This window comes from Streptomyces sp. NPDC055189 (assembly GCF_053606765.1).
This window is the reverse complement of the sequence record NZ_JBSGSG010000105.1, coordinates 1-22,827: the sequence shown is the minus strand read 5'-3', so window position 1 is coordinate 22,827 and position 22,827 is coordinate 1. Positions and strand designations below refer to the sequence as shown.

At 70.6% G+C, this 22,827-nt stretch carries 17 protein-coding genes and 1 pseudogene; 8 read left to right on the top strand and 10 right to left on the bottom strand.

Annotated features, from left to right (window positions below; all coding sequences use genetic code 11):
* Window positions 1–98 precede the first annotated feature (98 nt).
* Both ACWFR3_RS41260 and ACWFR3_RS41255 read right to left on the bottom strand, forming a co-directional pair.
* Window positions 99–779 (bottom strand): HAD family hydrolase, encoded by a 681-nt coding sequence (locus ACWFR3_RS41260; RefSeq protein WP_453739856.1) that lies wholly within the window; start codon window positions 777–779, stop codon window positions 99–101.
* Window positions 780–1,347: 568 nt separating this feature from the next.
* The gene (locus ACWFR3_RS41255) at window positions 1,348–1,809 is read right to left on the bottom strand and encodes a DUF6912 family protein (RefSeq protein WP_453739855.1); all 462 of its coding nucleotides are present in this window, start codon (window positions 1,807–1,809) and stop codon (window positions 1,348–1,350) included.
* Between the two features lie 405 nt (window positions 1,810–2,214).
* Here ACWFR3_RS41255 and ACWFR3_RS41250 point away from each other — a divergent pair, with 405 nt between their 5' ends.
* Window positions 2,215–2,691 carry an Rv3235 family protein gene (locus tag ACWFR3_RS41250; RefSeq protein ID WP_453739854.1) on the top strand — a complete coding sequence of 159 codons (477 nt, stop codon included), beginning with the start codon at window positions 2,215–2,217 and terminating at the stop codon, window positions 2,689–2,691.
* A 136-nt stretch (window positions 2,692–2,827) separates the two neighbouring features.
* Here the strand turns inward: ACWFR3_RS41250 and secA are convergent, their stop codons facing one another.
* Window positions 2,828–5,671, bottom strand: a complete 2,844-nt coding sequence (secA, locus tag ACWFR3_RS41245; RefSeq protein ID WP_453739853.1) for a preprotein translocase subunit SecA — start codon at window positions 5,669–5,671, stop codon at window positions 2,828–2,830.
* A gap of 223 nt (window positions 5,672–5,894) precedes the next feature.
* Here secA and ACWFR3_RS41240 point away from each other — a divergent pair, with 223 nt between their 5' ends.
* Together ACWFR3_RS41240 and ACWFR3_RS41235 are read left to right on the top strand one after the other, a co-directional pair.
* Window positions 5,895–6,491, top strand: a complete 597-nt coding sequence (locus ACWFR3_RS41240; RefSeq protein WP_453739852.1) for a GNAT family N-acetyltransferase — start codon at window positions 5,895–5,897, stop codon at window positions 6,489–6,491.
* A gap of 59 nt (window positions 6,492–6,550) precedes the next feature.
* Window positions 6,551–7,741: a winged helix-turn-helix domain-containing protein gene (locus tag ACWFR3_RS41235; protein WP_453739851.1), complete on the top strand. Its 1,191-nt coding sequence runs from the start codon at window positions 6,551–6,553 to the stop codon at window positions 7,739–7,741.
* Between the two features lie 25 nt (window positions 7,742–7,766).
* Here ACWFR3_RS41235 and ACWFR3_RS41230 read toward each other — a convergent pair whose 3' ends face one another.
* From ACWFR3_RS41230 to mtnA, 7 genes are all read right to left on the bottom strand, one after another.
* Window positions 7,767–8,510, bottom strand: coding sequence for a response regulator (locus ACWFR3_RS41230; protein WP_453739850.1), 744 nt, complete (start codon window positions 8,508–8,510; stop codon window positions 7,767–7,769).
* Between the two features lie 197 nt (window positions 8,511–8,707).
* On the bottom strand, window positions 8,708–9,400 hold the full coding sequence (gene hpf, locus ACWFR3_RS41225) for a ribosome hibernation-promoting factor, HPF/YfiA family (RefSeq protein WP_453739849.1): 693 nt from the start codon (window positions 9,398–9,400) through the stop codon (window positions 8,708–8,710).
* Window positions 9,401–9,715: 315 nt separating this feature from the next.
* Complete coding sequence (locus tag ACWFR3_RS41220) at window positions 9,716–10,558, bottom strand: ComF family protein (protein WP_453739848.1); 843 nt, start codon at window positions 10,556–10,558, stop codon at window positions 9,716–9,718.
* A gap of 189 nt (window positions 10,559–10,747) precedes the next feature.
* On the bottom strand, window positions 10,748–12,535 hold the full coding sequence (locus ACWFR3_RS41215) for an LpqB family beta-propeller domain-containing protein (RefSeq protein ID WP_453739859.1): 1,788 nt from the start codon (window positions 12,533–12,535) through the stop codon (window positions 10,748–10,750).
* A 112-nt stretch (window positions 12,536–12,647) separates the two neighbouring features.
* Window positions 12,648–14,804: an MtrAB system histidine kinase MtrB gene (gene mtrB / locus ACWFR3_RS41210; protein WP_453739847.1), complete on the bottom strand. Its 2,157-nt coding sequence runs from the start codon at window positions 14,802–14,804 to the stop codon at window positions 12,648–12,650.
* A 1-nt stretch (window position 14,805) separates the two neighbouring features.
* Window positions 14,806–15,495: a two-component system response regulator MtrA gene (gene mtrA, locus ACWFR3_RS41205; protein WP_190080121.1), complete on the bottom strand. Its 690-nt coding sequence runs from the start codon at window positions 15,493–15,495 to the stop codon at window positions 14,806–14,808.
* A 4-nt stretch (window positions 15,496–15,499) separates the two neighbouring features.
* Entirely contained in the window at window positions 15,500–16,729 is a 1,230-nt protein-coding gene (gene mtnA / locus ACWFR3_RS41200) for an S-methyl-5-thioribose-1-phosphate isomerase (protein WP_453739846.1), read from the bottom strand.
* A gap of 139 nt (window positions 16,730–16,868) precedes the next feature.
* Here mtnA and ACWFR3_RS41195 point away from each other — a divergent pair, with 139 nt between their 5' ends.
* From ACWFR3_RS41195 to ACWFR3_RS41175, 5 genes and pseudogenes are all read left to right on the top strand, one after another.
* A complete protein-coding gene (locus tag ACWFR3_RS41195) occupies window positions 16,869–18,167 on the top strand; it encodes a glycerophosphoryl diester phosphodiesterase membrane domain-containing protein (RefSeq protein WP_453739845.1) in 1,299 nt (432 codons plus the stop codon).
* Window positions 18,168–18,171: 4 nt separating this feature from the next.
* The gene (locus ACWFR3_RS41190) at window positions 18,172–18,867 is read left to right on the top strand and encodes a DUF4129 domain-containing protein (RefSeq protein ID WP_453739844.1); all 696 of its coding nucleotides are present in this window, start codon (window positions 18,172–18,174) and stop codon (window positions 18,865–18,867) included.
* Window positions 18,868–19,208: 341 nt separating this feature from the next.
* Window positions 19,209–20,375: pseudogene (locus ACWFR3_RS41185) on the top strand (DUF4350 domain-containing protein); the annotation flags it as partial.
* On the top strand, window positions 20,372–21,364 hold the full coding sequence (locus ACWFR3_RS41180) for an AAA family ATPase (protein WP_453739843.1): 993 nt from the start codon (window positions 20,372–20,374) through the stop codon (window positions 21,362–21,364). The pseudogene ACWFR3_RS41185 and the gene ACWFR3_RS41180, both read left to right, overlap by 4 nt.
* Complete coding sequence (locus ACWFR3_RS41175; RefSeq protein ID WP_453739842.1) at window positions 21,364–22,674, top strand: DUF58 domain-containing protein; 1,311 nt, start codon at window positions 21,364–21,366, stop codon at window positions 22,672–22,674. Before ACWFR3_RS41180 ends, ACWFR3_RS41175 begins: the two co-directional genes overlap by 1 nt.
* Window positions 22,675–22,827 lie beyond the last annotated feature (153 nt).

Genomic DNA, 22,827 nt, shown 5'->3' with positions numbered 1-22,827 from the left:
CGCCCGTGCCCCGGGCGCGGGTGGCCTGAACGCGGGTGACTCCGGGTGGGTGGCCTGAGGGCCTGCGGCTGCGGCCGGGGTCAGCGTGTCAGCGTGACCTAGGCGGCCGCCAGGCGCTCGGCGACCTCCACGGCCTCGGCGAGGCTGTCGACCACCGGGACCTCGACGCCGACCGCCTCCAGGCTGGCCCGGCTGTGCGAGCCGCCGGTGTAGAGCACGGCCTGCGCGCCCACGTGCGCCGCCGCCACGGCATCATCGACGGCGTCACCGATAACCACGACCCGCTCGGCGGCGGCAACCCCTTCGAGGGCCGCGAGGTGCCGCACCATCCGCTCGGCCTTGCCCGCGTGCGAGGCGTCCATGCGCCCGTCGATACGCACGAAGTGCTCCTCGATGCCGTGCCGCCGCACGATCGGCACGAGGTGCTCGTGCGGCGCGAGCGAGAGCAGCGACTGCGTGCGCCCTGCGGCCCGCCGCGCGGCGAGCAGTTCAGCGGCGCCGTCGGCAAGGCCGCAGGCCTCGGCACGAGCCCAGTAGTGCTTGTGGAAGACGGCGTCCATGACCTGCCACTCGGCGTCCGTCGGCAGCCGTCCCATCAGCCGCTCGTAGAACAGGGGGACGGGAACGCAGTACAGATCGCGGTACCGCTCGAGCGTGATCGGGTCGAGCCCGATCTCCGCGAACGACGCGTTCGTCGAGTCGATCACCGCATGAATGTCATGCAGCAGCGTCCCGTTCCAGTCCCAGACGATATGCGCCCCGCGCAGCAACTTCCCCATAGAAGGACGGTACCCGCACCCCCGACCGCCCCACTCCCGGTTTTACGACCCCACGCAGCCACGCCCGGCTTACAACACCTCCGAACCACACCCGGCTTACGCCGCCCCGAGCCACACCCGGCTCGCGACGCCCCGAGCCACACCCGGCTCGCGACGCCCCGAGCCACGCCCGGCTTGCGACGCCACCGAGCCACACCCGGCTTACAACACCCCCGAGCCACGCCCGCCTCGCGACGCCCCCGAGCCACGCCCGCCTTGCGCCGCCCCCGAGCCACACCCGGCTTACAACACCCCCGAGCCACGCCCGCCTTGCGACGCCCCCGAGCCACGCCCGGCTCGCGACGCCCCCGAGCCACACCCGGCTCGCGACGCCCTGAGTCACGCCCGAAAGCCCCAAGCCTCCCCACACGCCAATCCCCACCCACCCTCCCTCAACACGGGGCAATCGGGCGGGTGGGCGGGAGAGCCCGTTCGTCCAGAGTCGGACGCGGGGCAAACGGGCGGGTGGGCGGGAGAGCCCCTGCCCCCAGGGGCACCCAGAAGACCCGCTCAAGCCCCGCAGGGCCCCTCAACCAATCAGCCCCGGAATCTCCTGCGTCGCAAACCACAGCAACTCATGATCCTCAACCGCGTCCCCCTGCCCCCCGGCAGCCACCGCCGCAGCAACAACCCCCTCAGCGTCCCCCGCATCCACATGCACGGCGGCAACCTTCTTCATCCCCAGCACCCCGGCAACCCGCACCTCACCGAGCGAGACCGACCCCGCGGCCACCTCAAGCCCGGCATCCGGCACATCCGCAGCCAGCACGACCCGCCGCCGAGCCGACCCCGCATCCCCGGCGATCAGCAGCAGCGAGGCAGCCGCGGCCTGGCTCAGAGCGGCGTACTCCAGCTCCTCGACATCATCGGAGCCCACCCACTCACGCAGAGCCGGCGTCACGGCATAGGCGGTCAGCGGCGCAGGCCCCAGCTCGCCCGCCTTGTGCACCTCGGCGAGGCGGCTCAGGGTCAGGGGAACGTAGACGCGCATGACGACCCGCTTTCACGGTTGGGAACAGAAAGCCGTAGAAACAGACCCGGAGCCGGAGCCGGAGACACAGACCCGGAGCCAAAAAAGAACAGCCCCGGAAGCCGCGCCCAGCCGGCCGAAAGGTCAATGATCAGACCCCCAGAATACGCGCGGGAGTCCCCCTTCGAGCTGCGCCCCACCCCCACCCCTTGCGTCACCCCGCACCCCCGCCCTTCACCCGGCACACCCCAGCACCCCCAAGGCACAAGCCACCCCCCGCCACCCGGATAGGTGATTCTCCCGTCCCCGCCCCCGCCCCCCGAGCCCTCTTGCACCCCCCACCTCCGCCCCCGTACAAGATCTGCCACGGAAGTTACTACCCGGTACCGACAAAGACCGGGACAGCGAAGCCGGAGGCGACACGGCATGCACAAGGCGATGACCAAGGTAATGACCAGGCCCCGCCCCCGCCCGGCAGCGACAAACACAGCGCCCACCCGCCCCCCGACCCGCACGGACCCCCGCCGCCCCTCCGCAACACGCACCCCCACACGCCCCCTCAGGACCCCGCCCCAACCCCCACCGCACCCCACGGAGCTCTTCACCGAACGCCTGCTCCTGGTGCTCAGCGGCCAGAAGCCGGTCCACTGGGCGGCCCGCCACATCGCCCACACCGCCTTCGACGACCTGACCCGCCTCGCCGAACTCGCCCCTCTGACCGTGAACGGCCGCCGCCCCATGGTCCACCGCATCGGCCACTACGAGCCGCGCCCCGGCGTCTACGAGGTCTTCGCGAGGATCGGCACGGGCCCGGCCCTCAGGGCGCTGGCCTTCCGCCTGCACCTGGGCGAGGACCAGCGATGGCGCTGCACGGCGGTGGAGGTCGGCGACCAGACCCGCTGACAAGACGACCAGGCCCCTGACAACTGACAACACGAAGGGCCGGACACAACCGTGCCCGGCCCCACGTCAAACAGCCCTGCCGGCAACGCCGAACCCGACGCCGCCAAAGCTCAGCTCAGCTCAGCTCAGCTCAGCGTCACTTCTTGCGGCGACGCCCGCCCTTCTGGGCCTTGCGCCGCTCGGCTCGCGTCATCCCGTCGGACTCGGACCGCACGCCCGCGTCCTCGGTCTCGAAGTCGCCCTCGTCGACCCCGCCCTCGGCGTTCGGCGCCTGGAAGTGGAGACGGTCGGGCCGCTGCGGGGCGTCGAGCCCCTTGGCGCGGATCTCGGGACGGCCGCCACCGGCGGGAACCGCGTCCTTCTTCTCCAGCGAAGCCCCGCCCTGAGCGGCGTCCGACACCGGAACCTCCTCGACCTGCTGCTCGACCTGGACCTCCAGGTTGAACAGGTAGCCGACGGACTCTTCCTTGATGCCGTCCATCATGGCGTTGAACATGTCGAAGCCCTCGCGCTGGTACTCGACCAGCGGGTCCTTCTGCGCCATGGCACGCAGGCCGATGCCCTCCTGGAGATAGTCCATCTCGTAGAGGTGCTCACGCCACTTGCGGTCGAGGACCGAGAGAACGACGCGCCGCTCCAGCTCACGCATGATCTCGGAGCCGAGCTGCTCCTCACGCGTCTCGTACTGCTGGTGGATGTCGTCCTTGATGGCGTCGGAGATGAACTCGGCGGTCAGGCCCGCGCGGTCGCCCGCGTCCTCCTCCAGCTCCTCGATGGTGACCTTCACCGGGTAGAGCTGCTTGAAGGCGCCCCACAGCCGGTCGACGTCCCACTCCTCGGCGAAGCCCTCGGCGGTCTCCGCCGCGATGTACGCCTCGATCGTGTCGTCCATGAAGTGCGTGACCTGGTCCTGGAGGTTCTCGCCCTCCAGGACGCGGCGACGCTCGCCGTAGATGACCTCGCGCTGGCGGTTGAGGACCTCGTCGTACTTCAGGACGTTCTTACGCGTCTCGAAGTTCTGCTGCTCGACCTGCGACTGGGCGGACGCGATCGCGCGCGTCACCATCTTGTTCTCGATCGGCACGTCGTCCGGGACGTTCGCCATGGCCATCACGCGCTCGACCATCTGCGCCTTGAAGAGCCGCATCAGGTCGTCGCCGAGCGAGAGGTAGAAGCGGGACTCGCCGGGGTCGCCCTGACGGCCGGAACGACCGCGCAACTGGTTGTCGATGCGACGCGACTCGTGGCGCTCCGTACCGAGGACGTAGAGCCCGCCCAGGCTCTTGACCTCCTCGAACTCCGCCTTCACGGACCGCTCGGCCTTCTCCAGGGCGGCGGGCAGCGCGGCGGCCCACTCCTCGACGTGCTCGACGGGGTCGAGACCGCGCTGGCGCAGCTCGGCCTCGGCGAGGTCGTCGGGGTTGCCGCCGAGCTTGATGTCCGTGCCTCGTCCGGCCATGTTCGTGGCGACGGTGACGGCGCCCTTGCGGCCGGCCTGGGCGATGATCGGCGCTTCACGGTCGTGCTGCTTGGCGTTGAGCACCTCGTGCTGGACACCGCGCTTGGAGAGCTGCTGGGAGAGGTACTCCGACTTCTCCACGGAGGTCGTGCCGACCAGGATCGGCTGGCCCTGCTCGTGCTTCTCGGCGATGTCGTCGACGACGGCGGCGAACTTCGCGACCTCGGTGCGGTAGATCAGGTCCGACTGGTCGGCGCGGACCATGGGCCGGTTCGTCGGGATCGGCACGACGCCCAGCTTGTAGATCTGGTGGAACTCGGCGGCCTCGGTCATGGCCGTACCGGTCATGCCGCAGAGGCCGGGGGTTTCCTTGCCCTCGTGGTCGTGGCGCTTGTAGAGCCGGAAGAAGTTCTGAAGGGTGATCGTGGCCAAGGTCTGGTTCTCGTCCTTGATGTCCACCCCTTCCTTCGCCTCGATCGCCTGGTGCATGCCCTCGTTGTAGCGGCGGCCGGCGAGGATACGGCCGGTGTGCTCGTCGACGATCATGACTTCGCCGTCGATGACGACGTAGTCCTTGTCGTTCTTGAAGAGTTCCTTGGCCTTGATGGCGTTGTTCAGGTAACCCACGAGCGGCGTGTTCACCGACTCGTACAGGTTGTCGATGCCGAGCCAGTCCTCGACCTTGCCCACGCCGGACTCGTGGATGGCGACGGTGCGCTTCTTCTCGTCGACCTCGTAGTCGCCGGTCTCCTCGATGCCCTTGAGCTGGTTGCCGGGCTCGCCCTTGGTGAGGCGGGTGACCAACTTGGCGAAGTCGCCGTACCACTTGGTGGCCTGGTCGGCGGGGCCGGAGATGATCAGCGGCGTACGGGCCTCGTCCACCAGGATCGAGTCGACCTCGTCGACGATCGCGAAGTTGTGGCCGCGCTGCACCAGTTCGTCCTTCGACCACGCCATGTTGTCGCGCAGGTAGTCGAAGCCGAATTCGTTGTTCGTGCCGTACGTGATGTCGCTGGCGTACTGCTCGCGGCGCTGGGCCGGCGTCATGTTGGCGATGATGCAGCCGACCGACAGACCCAGGAACTTGTGGACGCGCCCCATCATCTCGGAGTCGCGCTCGGCCAGGTAGTCGTTGACCGTGATCAGGTGCACGCCCTTGCCCGACAGGGCGTTGAGGTACGCGGGGAGGGTACCGACGAGGGTCTTGCCCTCACCGGTCTTCATCTCGGCCACATATCCGAGGTGCAGCGCGGCGCCGCCCATCATCTGGACGTCGTAGTGCCGCTGGCCGAGGACGCGCTTGGCGGCCTCACGCACCGTGGCAAAGGCTTCGGGGAGGAGGTCGTCAAGGGTCTCGCCTTCGGCGTAACGCTCCTTGTACTCCTCGGTCAGCGCGCGCAGCTCGGCGTCGGAGAGGCTGACGAAGTCCTCTTCGATGGAGTTGACCTGGTCCGCGATGCGGTGCAGCTTGCGCAGGATCTTGCCTTCGCCTGCACGCATGATCTTCGAGAGGACGGACACGGGGGTTGGTCTCCTTGCCGGTCGGGCCTGGCATGGTCGGTTTACTCATAGGGCAACGGCCATCGTAAGCGAGGAGCGGGCCGCGCCGGGAGGTCTGCCGATACGTCAACGGACGGGGGGCCTGGAAGGTGCCGGGTTGTGCCGATCAGCGCTCGGCGAAATGCGGGTGAAAGGTCGGCCAAAAGCACTGGCCCCCGGTCCTCCGCCCCCGCAGAATCACCGGATGGAGCCAGTCACCCTCACCACCGAACGCCTGATCCTGCGCACCTTCACGCCCGCCGACACGGACGAGACGTACGAAGCCTGCCAGGACCCCGACATCCAGCGCTGGACCACGGTCCCCTCGCCGTACGCGCACGCGGACGCGGCCGGCTTCGTCATGCGGATGGTGCCGGACGGCTGGCGCTACGACACGGAGTACACCTTCGCCGTACGTCCCAAGGGCGGCGGGCCCCTGGTCGCCGCCGCCAGCCTGCACCACCCGCGCTCGGGCGCCTGGGAGGTCGGCTTCTGGACCGCGAAGGAGTACCGCGGCAGCGGCTACATGACGGAGATCGTCCTGGAACTGGCCAGGTGGGCCTTCACCGATTTGGGCTGCACCCGCCTGGAGTGGCGCGCCGAGGTCGGCAACACGGGCTCGCGCGCGGTGGCGGAGAAGACGGGCTTCATCGTCGAGGGCACCCTGCGCGGCGCCCTCCTGAACAAGACCACGCTCCGTGACTGCTGGGTGGGCGCCCTGCTGCCGAGCGACCTCGGCCTGCCGTCGATCCAGCCGTATCTGCCGGCCAGGGAATCGGCCACGGAATCGGCCACGGGCTGACCTCTCCCCGTCGACGCAGGCCGGCTGCATTGTCAGTGCCGCCCTTTATCGTTTCCGGCATGACGAGCCTGCCGCGCCCCGCCATCGACCTCTCCGCCGACGAGGCCCGCCGCATCGCGCTCCGCGCCCAGGGGTTCCTCGGCGCCCCGGACCGCAGATCCGGTGTGCGGGGCGTGCTGCGGCATCTCGGCGCGGTCCAGCTCGACACGATCTCGGTCCTGGCCCGCTCCCACGAGCTCATTCCGTACGCCCGTCTCGGCGCCGTCGGCCGCGACAAGGTCGAGGCGGCGTACTGGGACGGACCGGCGACGGGCACCGGCCCCGCCCGCCCGCACGCCTTCGAGTACTGGTCGCACGCCGCGTGCATCCTGCCCATCGAGGAGTGGCCGCACTTCGCCTTCCGCCGCCGCGCCTACCGCACCCGCCCGCACTGGCACCACGACCTGCCCGACGGGGCGTACGACACGGTCATCAAGCAGCTCACCGCCGAAGGCCCCCTCACCGCCACGGAACTGGGCGGCGCGAAGAACAAGGGCGAGTGGTGGGACTGGTCGGACGCGAAGGTCGCCGTCGAGCGCGCGCTGATGTACGGCGAGGTGGTCTGCACCGAGCGGCGCAGCTGGAAGCGGGTGTACGACCTCGCGGAGCGCGCGATCCCGGACACGCTGCTCCATGACGACCTGGACGACGCGGAGTGCCTGCGCCGCCTGGTCCGTCTTGCAGGGCAGTCGCTCGGCGTCGGCACCCGTGCGGACATCGCGGACTACCACCGCCTCAAGGGCGAGCAGTTCGACGCGGTGGTCGCGGAGTCGGGCCTGGTCCCGGTGACGGTGCAGGGCTGGGACAAACCCGCCTGGGCCGACCCGGCGGCCCTGGAGAGCACCCCGCGCGGCCGCCACCGCACGACGCTTCTCTCGCCCTTCGACTCCCTGATCTGGGAGCGGGCCCGCACGGAGCGGATCTTCGGCTTCACCCACCGCCTGGAGGCGTATGTCCCCAAGCCGAAGCGGATCCACGGCTATTTCGCGATGCCGGTCCTGGCCGGCGGACACCTGGTCGGCCGCGTGGATCCCGCCCGCGAGGGCAGCACGCTGGTCGCCAAGCAGGTTTCACTGGACGGCGCCAGGGCCGTGCCCGCGGTGGCTCAGGCACTGCGCGAGGCGGCGTCCTGGGTCGGCTGCGATTCCGTGCGGGTGGAACGGGTGGACCGCCCCGAGCTGGCCGCCGAGCTGGTGCGCGCCCTGGGCTGAGCCGGGCCGATCCGGGGCCCTGGCCTCACCTGATCTCGAGGATCTTCTCCCGCATCGCGTACACGACGGCCTCCATCCTGGAGTGCAGCTGCAGCTTCTCCAGGATGTTGCGCACGTGGTTCTTCACGGTGTTCTCGGAGATGAACAACTCTTTCGCGATGTCGCGGTTGTTCATTCCCGTGGCCACCAGCTTCAGCACTTCCAGCTCGCGGTCGGTCAGCCGCGGCGCGGGCACCAGCCTGCGCTCGTCGGTGCGCTGGATCATCGACTTGAACTCGGTGAGCAGTTTCGACGCCATGGACGGGCTGATCTGCGACTGCCCGTCGGCCACCGCGCGAATCGCCGTCGCCACCTCGTCCGTGGAGATCTCCTTGAGGAGATAGCCCGTGGCGCCCGCCTTGATCGCATCGTAGAGGTCGGCCTCTTCGTCGCTGATCGTCAGCATGATGATCTTTGCGCTCGGCGCGACCTCCTTGATGGAGGTGCACGCCTCGATGCCGCCGCGCTTGGGCATGCGTACGTCCATGAGGATGATGTCCGGCAGCAGGTCAGCGGCCTTGTCCACCGCCTCGGCGCCGTCGCCCGCCTCCCCGACCACCTGGATGTCCTCCTCGGCGGCGAGGACGATCTCCAGTCCCCGGCGGAAGAGCGCGTGGTCGTCCACCACAAGGACCCTGATGGGTTCCTTGCGGGATGCGCCCGCATCCGTGCCGATGCCGATGCCCTGGTCGGCACCCTCATCCCGCATCGGTCCGAAGCTGTCCGCCATCGTTCCTCCCCCTGAAGGCCATGGCCCCGTTGTGCGTTGACTGCCGCCAACCCGGGGCAGCAGCACACCGGTTGGCCGACTCCGCCCATGATTTCATGCCCGGACGGCCGCGCGTTGCGCGCAGGGGTCGCATGATGGTGCCCCTGGGGGCGCGCACGCGCTCCAGGGGCACCGTCTCATCCCTCGGCCGACCGGGGTCAGCCGCCGAGCGCACCGCCCCCGCCGCCCGACTCGGGCCGCGCGACCATCGGGTCGGTGTTGAGGCGGATGACGCCGTAGTCGTAGGCGTGCCGCCGGTAGACGACACTCGGTTCCTTCGTCTCCGAGTCGACGAACAAGTAGAAGTCGTGCCCGACGAGTTCCATCTCGTAGAGCGCCTGGTCCAGTGACATCGGGGCCGCCACGTGCGTCTTCTCGCGGACCACGAGCGGGCCTTCGCCCTGGACCTCCAGTGAGCCGATCCGCTTGACGGGCACGCCGTCCGGCTCCTCGTCACGGGCGATGGTGCCGTCGCCGTTGAGAGTCGCCGCGTCCGGCACCCGCTCGGCCACTTCGGCGGCACTGAGCCTGCCGGTGCCGCGCCGGTTGTGGCGCTTCTCGTGCTGCTTGCGCAGCCGTGCGTCGAGCTTGGCCGTGGCAAGGTCGAGCGCGCCGTACGGATCGGCTGCCGAGGCCTCCGCGCGGATCACGGGTCCACGCCCGCGGAGTGTGATCTCCACGCGGTCGCAGCGGTCGGCCTGACGCGGGTTGGTTTCCTTGGACACCTCGACGTCGAGGCTGATCACCTTGCCGTCGAGCTTCTGGATCTTCTCCAGGTTCAGCTTCTCGGCCACGTGCTTGCGGAACCGCTCGGGCACCTCGGTCTTGCGGCCCTTGACGACGATGTCCACGCAGAACTCCGTTCCCGGATCGCCCCGCTTCGGCGGCGGAGCATCTCCCTTTTGCACCAGGCCCCGGTGACTCCCGGAGCCTCGGACTCGGTGACTTCCACCTCCTCCTCCCCCGCGAACAAGATCTCCACCCCGGCCGGCCCGGTGTTTGCAGAAAAACCCGGCAACCGGCATTCCGATATGTGAGGGTCGGCGTCCGCCATTCCTCACAACTGAAGATATCTCGCCCGGACGGATGTCGTCACCCTCTACCGCTGCATACCTCCATTCAGGTGTATTAGCCCTCTCACTACCTGCAACGATGCAAGTTCCCTGTCAGTTCCGGTTTATTCCGAAAGAATCCGGCGAGGACGCGACAACAGCCGCAGTGATCGTGTTCCCGCACGCAATTTCACGGGCTGTTACCAACGCGCCGCGCTTTTTACTTTCCGTGTGTACGTCACGTATTGCGCGGGCCGCCTCCGCCAGGGACGCGCCCGTGGTCATCAGGTCGTCCACGATCACGATCCGGCCGCCGCCCGCGAGCAGCCGCCCGCCACCCGCGGTCACCTCCAGGGCGCCCTGCAGATTCACCTGCCGCTGCCGGGAGTTGAGGCCCGACTGGTCGGCCACGGCACGCCGCTGGCGCAGCACGCAGAGCACCCTGGCCCGCGTCCCGCCCCGCCGCAGCTCGGCCGCCGCGGCCAGCGCGATCCGCCGCACCGGATCGTGCCCACGCGCCCGCACGGCCCCGCGAGCCGACGGCACGGGCACGAGCAGTACCGCAGCGTCACCACCTGCCGCCGGGCCACCGCTTGCCACGACGTCACCGCTCACCGCAGCGTCACCACGCACGCGCACCGAACCTCCGCCGTCCCGCAGCCCCGCGCGCAGCCCCGCTCGCACCGCCCCGGCCAGAGCCACGCCCAGCGGCCCCGCGAGCCCCAGAGCACCCCGTTCCTTGTGCGCGAGCAGCACCGCCCGCACCGCGCTCTCGTACGCGGCCGCCGCGTGCACCACCGGCAGCCCCGCCGGCCGCGGATCGGGACGCACCCGGCACGGCGCGGCACCGCACAGGGCGTCGCCGCACTGCGCGCAGAGCGCCGTACGAGGCCTGCCACAGCCTCCGCACTCGGCCGGCAGCACCAGATCGGTGAGGTCCTGCCACCACCCCGGCATGCCCACCACTGTGCCAAGCCGCGCGCGGCCCTGCCACCCCTGTGGAAAACCGCCTGTGGACAACTCCACGGCACGGGCGGAGTGTTGACCGGGCCACCTCAGCCCGGACAGACCCGAGCCGACACCCCCGACAACCCCGACAGCCCTGACAGCCACGACAGCCCTGGCGCGGAAGCCCGGACACTGACGTCAGCCCGGATAGACCGGCGCCGATCCCTCCTTGACCACCGTCTGCCACTGCGCACCCGTGGGCAGCCGCACGATCCCGTCGTCCGAGTGCGCCACCAGCGGCTGCCGCTCGTCCTCGGAGGCCGCGATCTCCTTCACGCCGGTGAGGCCGGGCAGCGTCGCGCTCTCGGGCATCGAGCCGTCGCACTGGACGTACCGCATCTGCTGCACGCCGCCGGACTCGCGCCCGACCACCACGAGGCGGCTGCCGCCCGCCCACGACATGGCGGTGACCTCCTCCATCTGCGGTGCCGCCCTGCGCAGTTCGGCCACCGAGATGGTCGGCTGCTCGCCCTTGGCTCCCGTCCGCTCGACGCGGCCGATCTTCAGGGACGTCTTGCCGTCCTTCTTCACCAGAAGCGCGACCCGCACACCGTCGGCCGACACCCGCACCGCCTCGATGCGTCCGTCCAGGTTCGCGATCTCGACCGGCATCGGCTCCCCCGCGCCCTGCTCGAGCCAGAGCAGTCGCGGCCGCTTCGGGTCGCGGTCCGCCACCCAGAGGTCGCCGCGGCCGTCCCAGCTCGGAGTGGAGAGACCGTCCTTCTCCGACTTGGCCTTGCTGCGGACCTCCGGCTTGCCGAGCGGCCCCTCCGAGACCAGCGACCCCATGTACAGCGAGCGCCCGTCGAGCGACACCCCGGCCGCCCGCTCCTCGTCACGCGACACGGCCGCGGAGCGCAGCGGCTGCCCGCCACTGCCCAGCTTTCCGCGCACGGGCTCCAGACCGGCATTGCTGCCGGAGCCGGCCCTCATCCGCACAAGCCGCTGCTTGTCGTCGATGAGGTACTGGTAGTCGGGGCGGTCCACGGTGCGGCGCGAGGCGACGGACTCCGCCCTGTCCTTGCTCAGGACGCACAGCTGCGAACCGTTGTGCCGCTGGAGCTCCACCTCCTCGACGCCGGACGACGTCAGGTCCTGGAGCGTGAAGAGCATCTGCGCGGCCATCTCGGTGCACCGCTCCTGGTTCGCCGGATCGGCCTTCGCGTTCAGCGGCACCGTCAGCTTGCCCTGGTCGTCGGGCGCCAGTGTCTTGGTGCCCGCCTTGAGCCGCGTCCCCGTCGGGAAACGTGTGTTCACGACCTGCTTGAGCCATGTGGTGGGGCCGTCGAGCAGCGCCTTGACGGACTCCGTCACGGGGTCTATTCGCTGCCTTATGTAGACGGGATCGGCGACGAGCCCTTCCTGGCCGGCGCCGGACGCACCGGATGAACCTGACGAACCGGCAGACGAGCCGGCCGAACGCGTCGCGAAGTAGTACTTGTTGACGGACCAGTAGATCCGCTGGAAGTCGGACTGCCCGAGCACCACCCCCGGCGGCACCCCGTCGATCCGCCACTCCTTGCCGTCGGGCCCGTCCTGCTGGGTGAGGTGGACGACCTGGTTGTACGCGTCGTCGTCGAGCCGGTACGCGTGCTCCTTGTCGACCGTGGCGACCTTCCGCCCGGTCAGCGGGAACGAACGACCGCTCTCCCCGTCGTCCCCGACACTGCCCGAACCCTCGCTGGGCCCGCTCTCTAGCACCGTCGTCCGCGCGCTCGGGTCCCAGGTCTTGGACGCTTCCTTGGTCAGATACTTGCGCGCCATCGCGAAATCGGGATCGTCGCTGGTCAGCGCCTCAAGGAACCCCTGGACGATCTCCTTGGGGCCCGCGTCGTCGGCCGGCGGCATCGCGTAGACCCGGACCTGCGACTGCGAGTCCGGCCGCTGGGAGGCGTCGACGGCCTTCAGGTTCCCGCTGTCGGGCATCGAGGCGCAGCCCGCGAGCAACACCCCGCAGCAGCCGAACAGCAGACCGGCCCGCAGCGGACGCCGGTAGCGCCGGTACGCCTGAGCGTGAACGTGAGCGCGGCGATCATGGTCAGCGCCCACGAGAGGCCTCCCCTTCCCTGGCGGGATCCGTTTCCGTCACCGGTTCTCCGGCGCCCCGGGCACTGTCGTACGTGGGCCCGTCGGACATGGGCCCGTCCGACGTGGCCCCCTCGGACGCGGGGCCGGCAGGCTCCTCGCCCCGCAGCTCCTCGCCCCCCGGCACGTCGTCCAGCGGCCGTCGCGGGACGACACGCGACCCGCTCCCCGGCAACGCGGTCGGGTCGGCCGTGGCCGACGCCTGTGCGAGCCGCGGCGCGATCGGCGCCCTCGCGGGGACCGGCGGCGGCACCCGCTCCGCGGCCGAGGGCTGCGCGGGCACCGTGGCGAGCTTGTTCGTGCCGCCGAGCGGAAGACCGGCGTCGTTCAGGCCGCGGTGGCGCCGCGAGTCATCGGGCTCCAGCGGTATCGGCGACCCCCGCAGCGGCTCGTCCGCCGTACGCGGAAGCGTCAGACGGAACTGCGAACCGCCGCCCGGCTCACCCCACGCCTGCAGCCAGCCGCCGTGCAGCCGTGCGTCCTCCAGGGCGATGGAGAGCCCCAGACCCGTACCACCGGTGGTACGCGCGCGTGCCGGGTCGGCCCGCCAGAAGCGGCTGAACACCCGGGTCGCCTCGCCGGGCTTGAGCCCCACTCCGTAGTCGCGCACCGCGACCGCGACCGCGCCGCCCGCCACCGCGAGCCGCACCACGACGTCCCGGCCCTCGCCGTGCTCCACGGCGTTGACCACGAGGTTGCGAAGGACCCGCTCCACACGGCGCGCGTCGGCCTCGGCCACCACGGGCTGCTGGTCCCCGACGATCCGGACGTGCGTCCCCTTGCGCTCCGCGAGCGGCTCGGCGCCGCCCACGACCCGTCGTACGACCTCACGAAGGTCTATCGGCTCGGCCTCCAGGGCCGCCGCCCCCGCGTCGAACCGGCTGATCTCCAGCAGGTCGGCGAGCAGCGTCTCGAACCGGTCCAGCTGATCGGCGAGCAGCTCGGCCGACCGCGCCGTCACCGGATCGAAGTCCACGCGCGCGTCGTGGATGACATCGGCCGCCATCCGTACGGTCGTCAGCGGTGTCCGCAGCTCGTGCGAGACGTCCGAGACGAACCGCCGCTGCATCCGCGAGAGCTCCTCCAGCTGCTGGATCTTCAGCGTGAGGTTCTGCGCCATCTTGTTGAAGGCCTCGCCGAGGCGCGCGATGTCGTCCTCTCCGGTGACCTTCATACGTTCCTGGAGGCGCCCGGCGGAGAGCCGCTCGGCGATGCCCGCGGCCATCCGTACCGGAGTGACGACCTGGCGCACCACCAGCCAGGCGATGGCGCCGAGCAGCACCACGACGAAGAGCCCCGCGGTGGCGAGCGTCGTCCTGACGACGCCGAGCGACTCCTCCTCCTGCGTCAGCGGGAAGAGGTAGTACAGCTGGTAGGGCTTGCCGTTCAGGTCGTTCAGACGCTTGCCGATGACCAGACCGGGCTGTGCGTCGCGGCCGTCGTTGAAGACGATCCGGGTATTGCTCTGATAGGCCCTGGTGCCCTTGTCGACGCTGTCGCGCAGTGACTCGGGCACGCTCTGGATCGGGTCCACGCCCCCGGAGGCACGCGGCCCGCGCACACTGACTTCGCCCGTGGACGTCGGGCTCAGCGTCACCACGTTGAAAGCGCTCTGACCGCCGCTGGAGAGCTGCTCCACCAGGTCGGACATCCATACGGCGGCAGGCGGCGCGGCCCCTCCGTCGGAGGTGCCGCTGCCGCTGTCCTGCCCGGAGCGCGGCCGGGCGGAGTTCGCCTCGTCCTGAGCGGCCCTGAAACCACCGTCGGCCTGGCTCTGCGAAGCCTTCACCTTGGCCTTGAGCAGGCCGTTGTTCACCGAGCTCAGGACCGCGAAACCCAGCATCAGGACAACGCCGAGCGACATGAGCAGCGTCGTCGCGACGACCTTCAGCTGGATATTGCGCCGCCACAGCCGCAGCGCGGGCAGCAGCGGCCGCCGCACCCAGCGTGCGAGGAGCCGCAGGACGGGGCTTCCCTGAACCCCGTCCTGCAACAGCAGACCGCCGTCGAGGAGCCGCCCGAACGTGGAGCCGCGCCGTCCCGGTCCTCCAGTCCGCCCCGAGCGGCCACCCGGAGCCCCGGGCGGTACGGGGGAACTGTCCCGGGACATGTCAGCTCGGTCCGGCCTTGTAACCGACGCCACGGACGGTCACCACGATCTCCGGGCGCTCGGGGTCCTTCTCGACCTTCGAGCGCAGCCGCTGGACGTGCACGTTCACCAGACGGGTGTCGGCCGCGTGGCGGTAGCCCCAGACCTGCTCCAGGAGCACCTCACGCGTGAACACCTGCCACGGCTTGCGGGCAAGCGCCACCAGGAGGTCGAACTCCAGGGGCGTCAGCGCGATCGACTGGCCCTCCCGCTTCACGGAGTGCCCCGCCACGTCGATGACCAGGTCACCGATGGCCAGCTGCTCCGGCGCGGGCTCCTCGGACCTCCGCAGCCGCGCCCTGATGCGGGCCACGAGCTCCTTCGGCTTGAAGGGCTTCACGATGTAGTCGTCGGCACCCGACTCAAGACCGACCACCACGTCCACGGTGTCGCTCTTGGCCGTGAGCATGACGATGGGCACCCCGGACTCCGCCCTGATCAGGCGGCACACCTCGATGCCATCACGGCCCGGCAACATCAAATCCAGCAATACAAGATCCGGCTTTGCCTCCCTGAAAGCGGCCAGCGCCTTGTCGCCATCAGCTACGAACGACGGCTCAAAACCTTCACCACGCAGCACAATCCCGAGCATCTCGGCCAGTGCGGTGTCGTCGTCGACGACAAGGACTCGTCCCTTCATGCCTGACATCATCCCATTAGCTCATCGATACCTGGCGTGACCTGGCACACAGCTCGCCCAGGCCCCCTGCTGTCACGGGCGACACGACGCCCTCCTCGGTGACGATCGCCGTCACCAGTTCCGGAGGCGTCACATCGAAGGCGGGGTTGTACGCCTGGGTCCCCAGAGGTGCCACCGCGATCCCGCCTCCCGCTTCAAATCCGGCCATCGGCACATAGGGTGCCGTGACCTCCGTCACTTCATGACCAGCCCGCTGCTCCACCTCGATGGACGCTCCGTCCGGGGTGTCCGGGTCAACGGTCGTGACCGGTGCCACCACGACGAACGGAACGTGGTGGTAGCGGGCAAGGACCGCGAGCGGATAGCTCCCCACCTTGTTCGCCACCGAACCGTCGGCCGCGATGCGGTCGGCGCCGATCAGTACGGCATCCACCTCACCCGCCGCGAACAGCGATCCCGCCGCGCTGTCCGTAAGCAAGGTGTACGCCATTCCGCTCCGCGCCGCCTCATACGCGGTCAGCCTCGAACCCTGCAGCAAGGGACGCGTCTCGTCCACCCACAGCCTGCGAAGACGCCCCTCCCGGTGCGCGGCCAGGGCCACCGCGAACGCCGTGCCCTCGCCCCCGGAGACCAGTGCCCCGGTGTTGCAGTGCGTGAGAATCCGGTGTCCGCCGCCCGGCAGCATCTCGTCGAGCAGCGCGAGACCGTGCACCGCCATCCGCGCGCTGGCCTCGGCGTCCTCCCGGTGCAGCGCCCTGGCGGCCGCCAGAGCCGCGGCCCCCGCCTCCTCCCGGCCGGCCCCGCCCACGACCGCCGAGCGGTATGCCGCCAGGGCCCTGCGTACGCCGTAGCCGAGGTTGACCGCGGTGGGCCGGGCCCCCGCGATCGCGACCGCCGCCTCGTCCACGTCGAAGCCGCGTGCGGCCGCCAGCGCGACGCCGTACGCACCCGCTATGCCGAGCAGCGGCGCCCCGCGCACCGCCAGCGTGCGGATCGCCTGCACGAGGGCGGGCGCGTCCGTGCAGACAAGCTCCGTCTCCTCACCGGGCAGCCTGGTCTGGTCGAGGAGGACCAGTACGGGGCCCTCCGGTGGCTCGGCCCAGCGGATCGCGGGGATCGCCGGGGTGCCCTCTTTCACCGGGCCGTGTACCGGGTCATGCACCAGGTCATGCACCGGGTTCGCTGAACTCGTCGGGGTCTGTGTGGGCCGTATGTCCTCGCCTGATTGCGCAAACTGATCAGCCATCCGCCCAGTCTGCCCCGTACCTGTCGGACAATTGAAGGTGTGCAGCCCATACGCTGCCCGGTCACCCCAAGGGTGTGCCGTGGCACGATGGCTGCCACCGGCCGCCGCGACCGCGGACGGGCACCGTGAAGGAGCGACGATGAACGACACTCCGGGCTGGGCTTCGCCCGGATCTGCCCCCTCCGACGGACAGGACGGACAGGACTCCGGCAAGGCCGGGCCCGCCGAGCCCGGGGCCAAGCCCGAAGGACCGCCCTCGAAGTGGTCCAAGGAGCAGCCGCCGCCCGCCCAGTGGTCCGCCCCCAGCCCGCCGCCACCCGGCCAGACCCCGCCTCCGCCGCCACCTCCGCCCGGCGGCGGCTGGGGCGGCGGACGCCCCGGCCCCGGCGGTCCCGGCGGTCCTGGCGGCTACCCCGGCTGGGGTGCCTGGCAGGGCCCGCCGGCCGCCGCCAAGCCCGGCGTCATCCCGCTGCGCCCGCTCGGCGTCGGCGAGATCCTGGACGGCGCGGTCTCCACGATGCGTACGTACTGGCGCACGGTGCTCGGCATCTCGCTTGCCGTGGCCGTGTTCACGGAGATCGTCGTCATCCTGCTCCAGGGACTCGTCCTCAACGACAGCGCGAGCACGGAAGCCCTCGACGACCCGAGCGCGACCGTCGGCGAACTGACCCGTGCCCTCGGTGACACCCTGCTGAGCTCCGGCGTGGTCCTGCTGATCACCCTGCTCGGCACGATCGTGGCCACCGCCCTGCTCACGATGGTCACCAGCCGTGCGGTGCTCGGCAAGTCGGTCACCACGGCCGAGGCCTGGCAGGACGCCAAGCCCCAGCTGCCGAGGCTGGTCGGCCTGACGCTGCTGCTTCCGCTCATCGGCGCCGCGATCGTCGCCGCCGGAACCGTGCCCGGCGTACTGATCGCCGTGGCCGGCTCGTCCGACGCCGGCATCAGCCTCGCCGTGCTCGGCGGATTCGCCGCCGGTGTCGTCGCCATCTGGCTGCTCGTCCGCTTCTCGCTCGCCTCGCCCGCCCTGATGCTGGAGAAGCAGGGCGTGAAGAAGTCGATGACCCGCTCCGCGAAGCTGGTCCGCGGCTCCTGGTGGCGGGTGTTCGGCATCCAGCTGCTCGCCGCGGTCATCGCCAACGTAGTCGCGTCGATCATCGTCATCCCCTTCACCCTCATCGCGGGCGCGGTGAGCGGCGACGGCGTCACCGGCCTCCTCGACAGCGGCACCGGCGACCTCGGCTGGACCTTCCTGATCGTCAGCGGCATCGGCTCGGTCATCGGCTCGATGCTCACGTTCCCGATCACCGCGGGAGTCACCGTCCTCCTGTACGTCGACCAGCGGATCCGCCGCGAGGCCCTCGACCTCGAACTCGCGCGCGCCGCGGGCCTCCAGGGCACCGGCGGCTCCAACGCCCCCGGAACCCCCGGGAGCTGATGCGGTGACGGGGGCAGTACTGCACGGATCGAGAGCAGTCGCACCACTCGTACGACGCACCGGCGACGACACCCCACCGGTGACGATCCCGCGCGACCCCGCACGGGAGGCCGCCGAGCGCGAACTCTCCAAACCGCCGTACCACGAGAACGACCCGAGCCTCCTGCAGCGCGCCCTGAACCGCTTCTGGGACTGGGTCGACGACCTGTTCACCGCCGCCTCGGGGGCAACCCCGGGCGGCGGCCTCGGCCTCCTGGTCATCGTCATCGCCGTACTGGCCCTCATCGGGTTGCTGTGGTGGCGCCTCGGCACCCCGCACCGCGCCCCCACGTCAGCCCCCGCCCTCTTCGACGCCCGCCCGCGCACCGCAGCGGAACACCGCGCCACCGCCGAGGCCCATGCCGCCCGCGGCCACTGGAACCAAGCCGTCCAGGAGCGCATGCGCGCCATAGTCCGCTCCCTGGAGGAACGCGCCCTCCTGGACCCCCGCCCCGGTCGCACGGCGGACGAAGCAGCAGCGGAAGCCTCGCGCACCCTCCCGGCCCACACCGCCGAACTCCACAAGGCGGCCCAGTCCTTCGACGCCGTCACATACGGCGCCCGCACGGCAACGGAACCGACGTACGACCGCCTGACCGCCCTGGACGAGGCCCTGACCCGAACGCGGCCAACCCTCACCCATGAGGGAGCCCCTCGTTGACCCCCTCCCAGGACCCCACGAACCCCACCCCGGAACCCGGCACGGACGCCAACACAGCGCCCGGCCCCGGCAACGTCCCCCACCACGAAGCCGGCACTAACGGCACCGGCATCCCCGAAGCCACGACCGGACCAGGGGCCAATGCCGGAACTCCCTTGACCGAGCACCGAACCGAAGCAATCGGGCACGCCACCGAAGCCCGGACCGAGGTCGGCCTTCTCAGCAGCCCCGAACCCGGTGCCGAAACCGGCACCCTCAAAACCGGCACCCCCGAAGCCACCACCCCGCGGACCACCACCCAGCGGACGACTGCGCCCGAATCCGGGCCCGCCTCCTCGCCCACCTCGTCCAGCACCACCCCCCGCCAACTCTGGACCCGAACCCGCGGCCTCCTCCTCGCTCTTGTGCTCGTCCTGGCAGCCGCCATCGCCATCGCGGCCGTCCGCTCAGGCGGCCAGCACGGCCGCCTCGACCCGCGCGCCGCCGACCCCTACGGCAGCCGCGCCGTCGCCGAACTCCTCGCCGACCGAGGCGTATCCACCCGCGTGGTCACCACTTCCGAAGAAGCCAGAGCCGCGGCAGGCCCGGACACCACGCTCCTGGTGGCCGCCCCCGACCGCCTCACCAAGAGCCAGCAGAAGCGCCTCCGCACGGCCACCGAGGACTCCCGGGGCCGCACCGTCCTCGTCGCCCCCGGCACCCCATCGGTCAGCACCCTCGCACCCGGGGTCACCGCGGACGCCACCCCCAGCCTCGACTCGACGCTCTCCCCCCGCTGCTCCCTCCCCGCAGCCGAACGCGCAGGCTCCGCCGACGTGGGCGGCCTCCGCTACGACACCCTCGCTCCGGACGCCGAAGCCTGCTACCTCAGCGACGGCCTGCCCAGCCTCCTGCACCTCCCCGCGGCCAAGGGCGGCGGCGACACCGTCGTACTCGGCGCCCCCGACATCCTCTTCAACGACCGCCTCGACAAGCAGGGCAACGCCTCACTGGCCCTGCAACTCCTCGGCTCCCGAGCCCACTTGGTCTGGTACCTCCCGTCCCTCTCCGATGACGCCGCTGCCGACGAAGCCGACCGCGACTTCTTCGACCTGATCCCCGACGGCTGGCTCTGGGGCACCCTGCAACTCACCATCGCCGCCGCTCTCGCCGCCCTGTGGCGCGCCCGCCGCCTCGGCCCGCTGGTCCCCGAACGCCTCCCCGTGGCCATCCGCGCCTCCGAGACCGTCGAAGGCCGAGCCCGCCTCTACCGCAAGGCGAACGCCCGCGACCGCGCGGCCGCCGCCCTCCGCTCGGCCACCCGCACCCGCATCGCCCCCCTCATCGGTGTATCCCCCGGCCAGGCGCACGCGCCCGAGACCCTGCTCCCCGCCCTGTCCACCAGGCTCCGCACCCCCGGCCAGGACCTGCACCCCCTCCTCTTCGGCCCGCCCCCGGGCAACGACGCAGCCCTCATCACCCTCGCCGACCGACTCGACGCCCTCGAAAAAGAGGTACGTACTTCATGATGGACCCGACCACTGACAACGCCGAGAACTCCGGAACCTCCGGCAGCGCTCGCTCCTCCCTGGAGTCCCTGCGCACCGAGATCTCCAAGGCCGTGGTCGGCCAGGACCCCGCGGTGACGGGCCTCGTCGTGGCCCTCCTCTGCCGCGGCCACGTCCTCCTCGAAGGCGTACCCGGAGTCGCGAAAACCCTCCTCGTCCGCGCCCTCGCCGCATCCCTCGAACTCGACACCAAGCGCGTCCAGTTCACCCCCGACCTGATGCCGAGCGACGTCACCGGCTCGCTCATCTACGACGCCCGCACCACCGAGTTCTCGTTCCAGCCCGGCCCGGTCTTCACCAACCTCCTGCTCGCCGACGAGATCAACCGCACCCCGCCCAAGACCCAGTCCTCCCTCCTCGAAGCGATGGAGGAACGACAGGTCACGGTCGACGGCACCCCGCGCCCGCTCCCGGAGCCCTTCCTCGTCGCGGCCACCCAGAACCCCGTCGAGTACGAAGGCACGTACCCACTCCCCGAAGCCCAGCTGGATCGTTTCCTCCTCAAGCTCACGGTCCCCCTCCCCTCCCGCCAGGACGAGATCAACGTCCTCACCCGCCACGCGGAAGGCTTCAACCCCCGCGACCTGCACGCCGCCGGCATCCGCCCCGTGGCAGGCCCCTCCGACCTGGAAGCGGCCCGCGCCGCAGTCGCCAAGACGTCCGTCTCCCCCGAAATCACCGCCTACGTAGTGGACATCTGCCGCGCCACACGCGAATCCCCGTCCCTCACCCTGGGCGCTTCCCCCCGCGGCGCGACCGCCCTGCTCTCCACTGCCCGCGCCTGGGCCTGGCTGACGGGCCGCGACTACGTCATCCCCGACGACGTGAAAGCCCTCGCCCTGCCCACCCTCCGCCACCGGGTCCAACTCCGCCCGGAGGCCGAGATGGAGGGCGTGACGGCCGACTCGGTCATCAACGCGATCCTCGCCCACGTCCAGGTCCCCCGCTGATGGCCCTCACCGGCCGCACAGCCCTCCTGGCGGCCCTCGGCAGCCTCCCCGTGGGCATCTGGGACCCCAGCTGGACAGGCATCCTCGCCGTGAACGCCCCACTGGCCCTGGCCTGCGCCTGCGACTTCGCCCTGGCCGCTCCCGTACGCCGCCTGGGCCTGACCCGCGCGGGCGACACCTCCGTACGGCTCGGCGAATCCGCAGACGTCGAACTGACCGTCACCAACCCCTCGGGCCGCCCCCTGCGCGCCCAACTCCGCGACGCCTGGCCCCCGAGCAGCTGGCAGCCCGGCACCGAGATCGAGGCATCCCGCCACCGCCTGACGATCCCTCCCGGCGAACGCCGGCGCCTCACCACCCGCCTGCGCCCCACCCGCCGGGGCGACCACCAAGCGGACCGCGTCACCATCCGCTCGTACGGACCCCTGGGCCTTCTCACCCGCCAGGGCAGCCACAAAGTCCCGTGGACACTCCGCGTCCTGCCGCCCTTCACCAGCCGCAAGCATCTCCCGTCCAAACTGGCCCGCCTACGTGAACTCGACGGCCGAACCAGCGTCCTGACCCGCGGCCAGGGCACAGAATTCGACAGCCTCCGCGACTACGTCCCCGGCGACGACACCCGCTCCATCGACTGGCGCGCAACCGCCCGCCAGTCCAACGTCGCCATCCGCACCTGGCGCCCCGAACGCGACCGCCACATCCTGCTCGTCCTCGATACCGGCCGCACCTCGGCAGGCCGCGTCGGCGACGCCCCACGCCTCGACGCATCGATGGACGCGGCCCTGCTCCTCGCGGCCCTGGCCTCCCGAGCGGGGGACCGGGTGGACCTCCTCGCATACGACCGCCGGGTACGCGCCCTGGTCCAGGGCAAAGCAGCAGGTGACGTCCTCCCCTCAGTCGTCAACGCCCTGGCCACCCTCGAACCGGAACTCGTCGAGACAGACGCCAGAGGCCTGACCTCAACAGCCCTCCGCACAGCGACCCGCAGCTCATTGATCGTGCTGCTGACCAGCCTCGACGCAGCCCCCATCGAAGAGGGCCTGCTCCCCGTACTCTCCCGACTCACCCAGCGCCACACAGTCCTCCTCGCATCGGTGGCCGACCCTCACATAGAGCAGATGGCCAAGTCCCGCGGAACAACAGAGGCCGTGTACGACGCGGCTGCCGCAGCCCAGGCGCACACAGAACGCCACCGCACGGCAGAACAACTGATCCGGCACGGCGTCACGGTCGTGGACGCGACCCCCACGAACCTGGCCCCCGCCCTGGCAGACGCCTACCTGTCCCTCAAGGCAGCCGGCCGCCTCTGACTGAAATAGAAAAAGGCCCCGAAGAGGGGCCTCAAATGGAACAAGGATTAAAGATCCTGAACGCAGAAAACCCCCGCACCCAGAGGGTGCGGGGGTTTCCCGTAATAATAGTTCGGCGGCGTCCTACTCTCCCACAGGGTCCCCCCTGCAGTA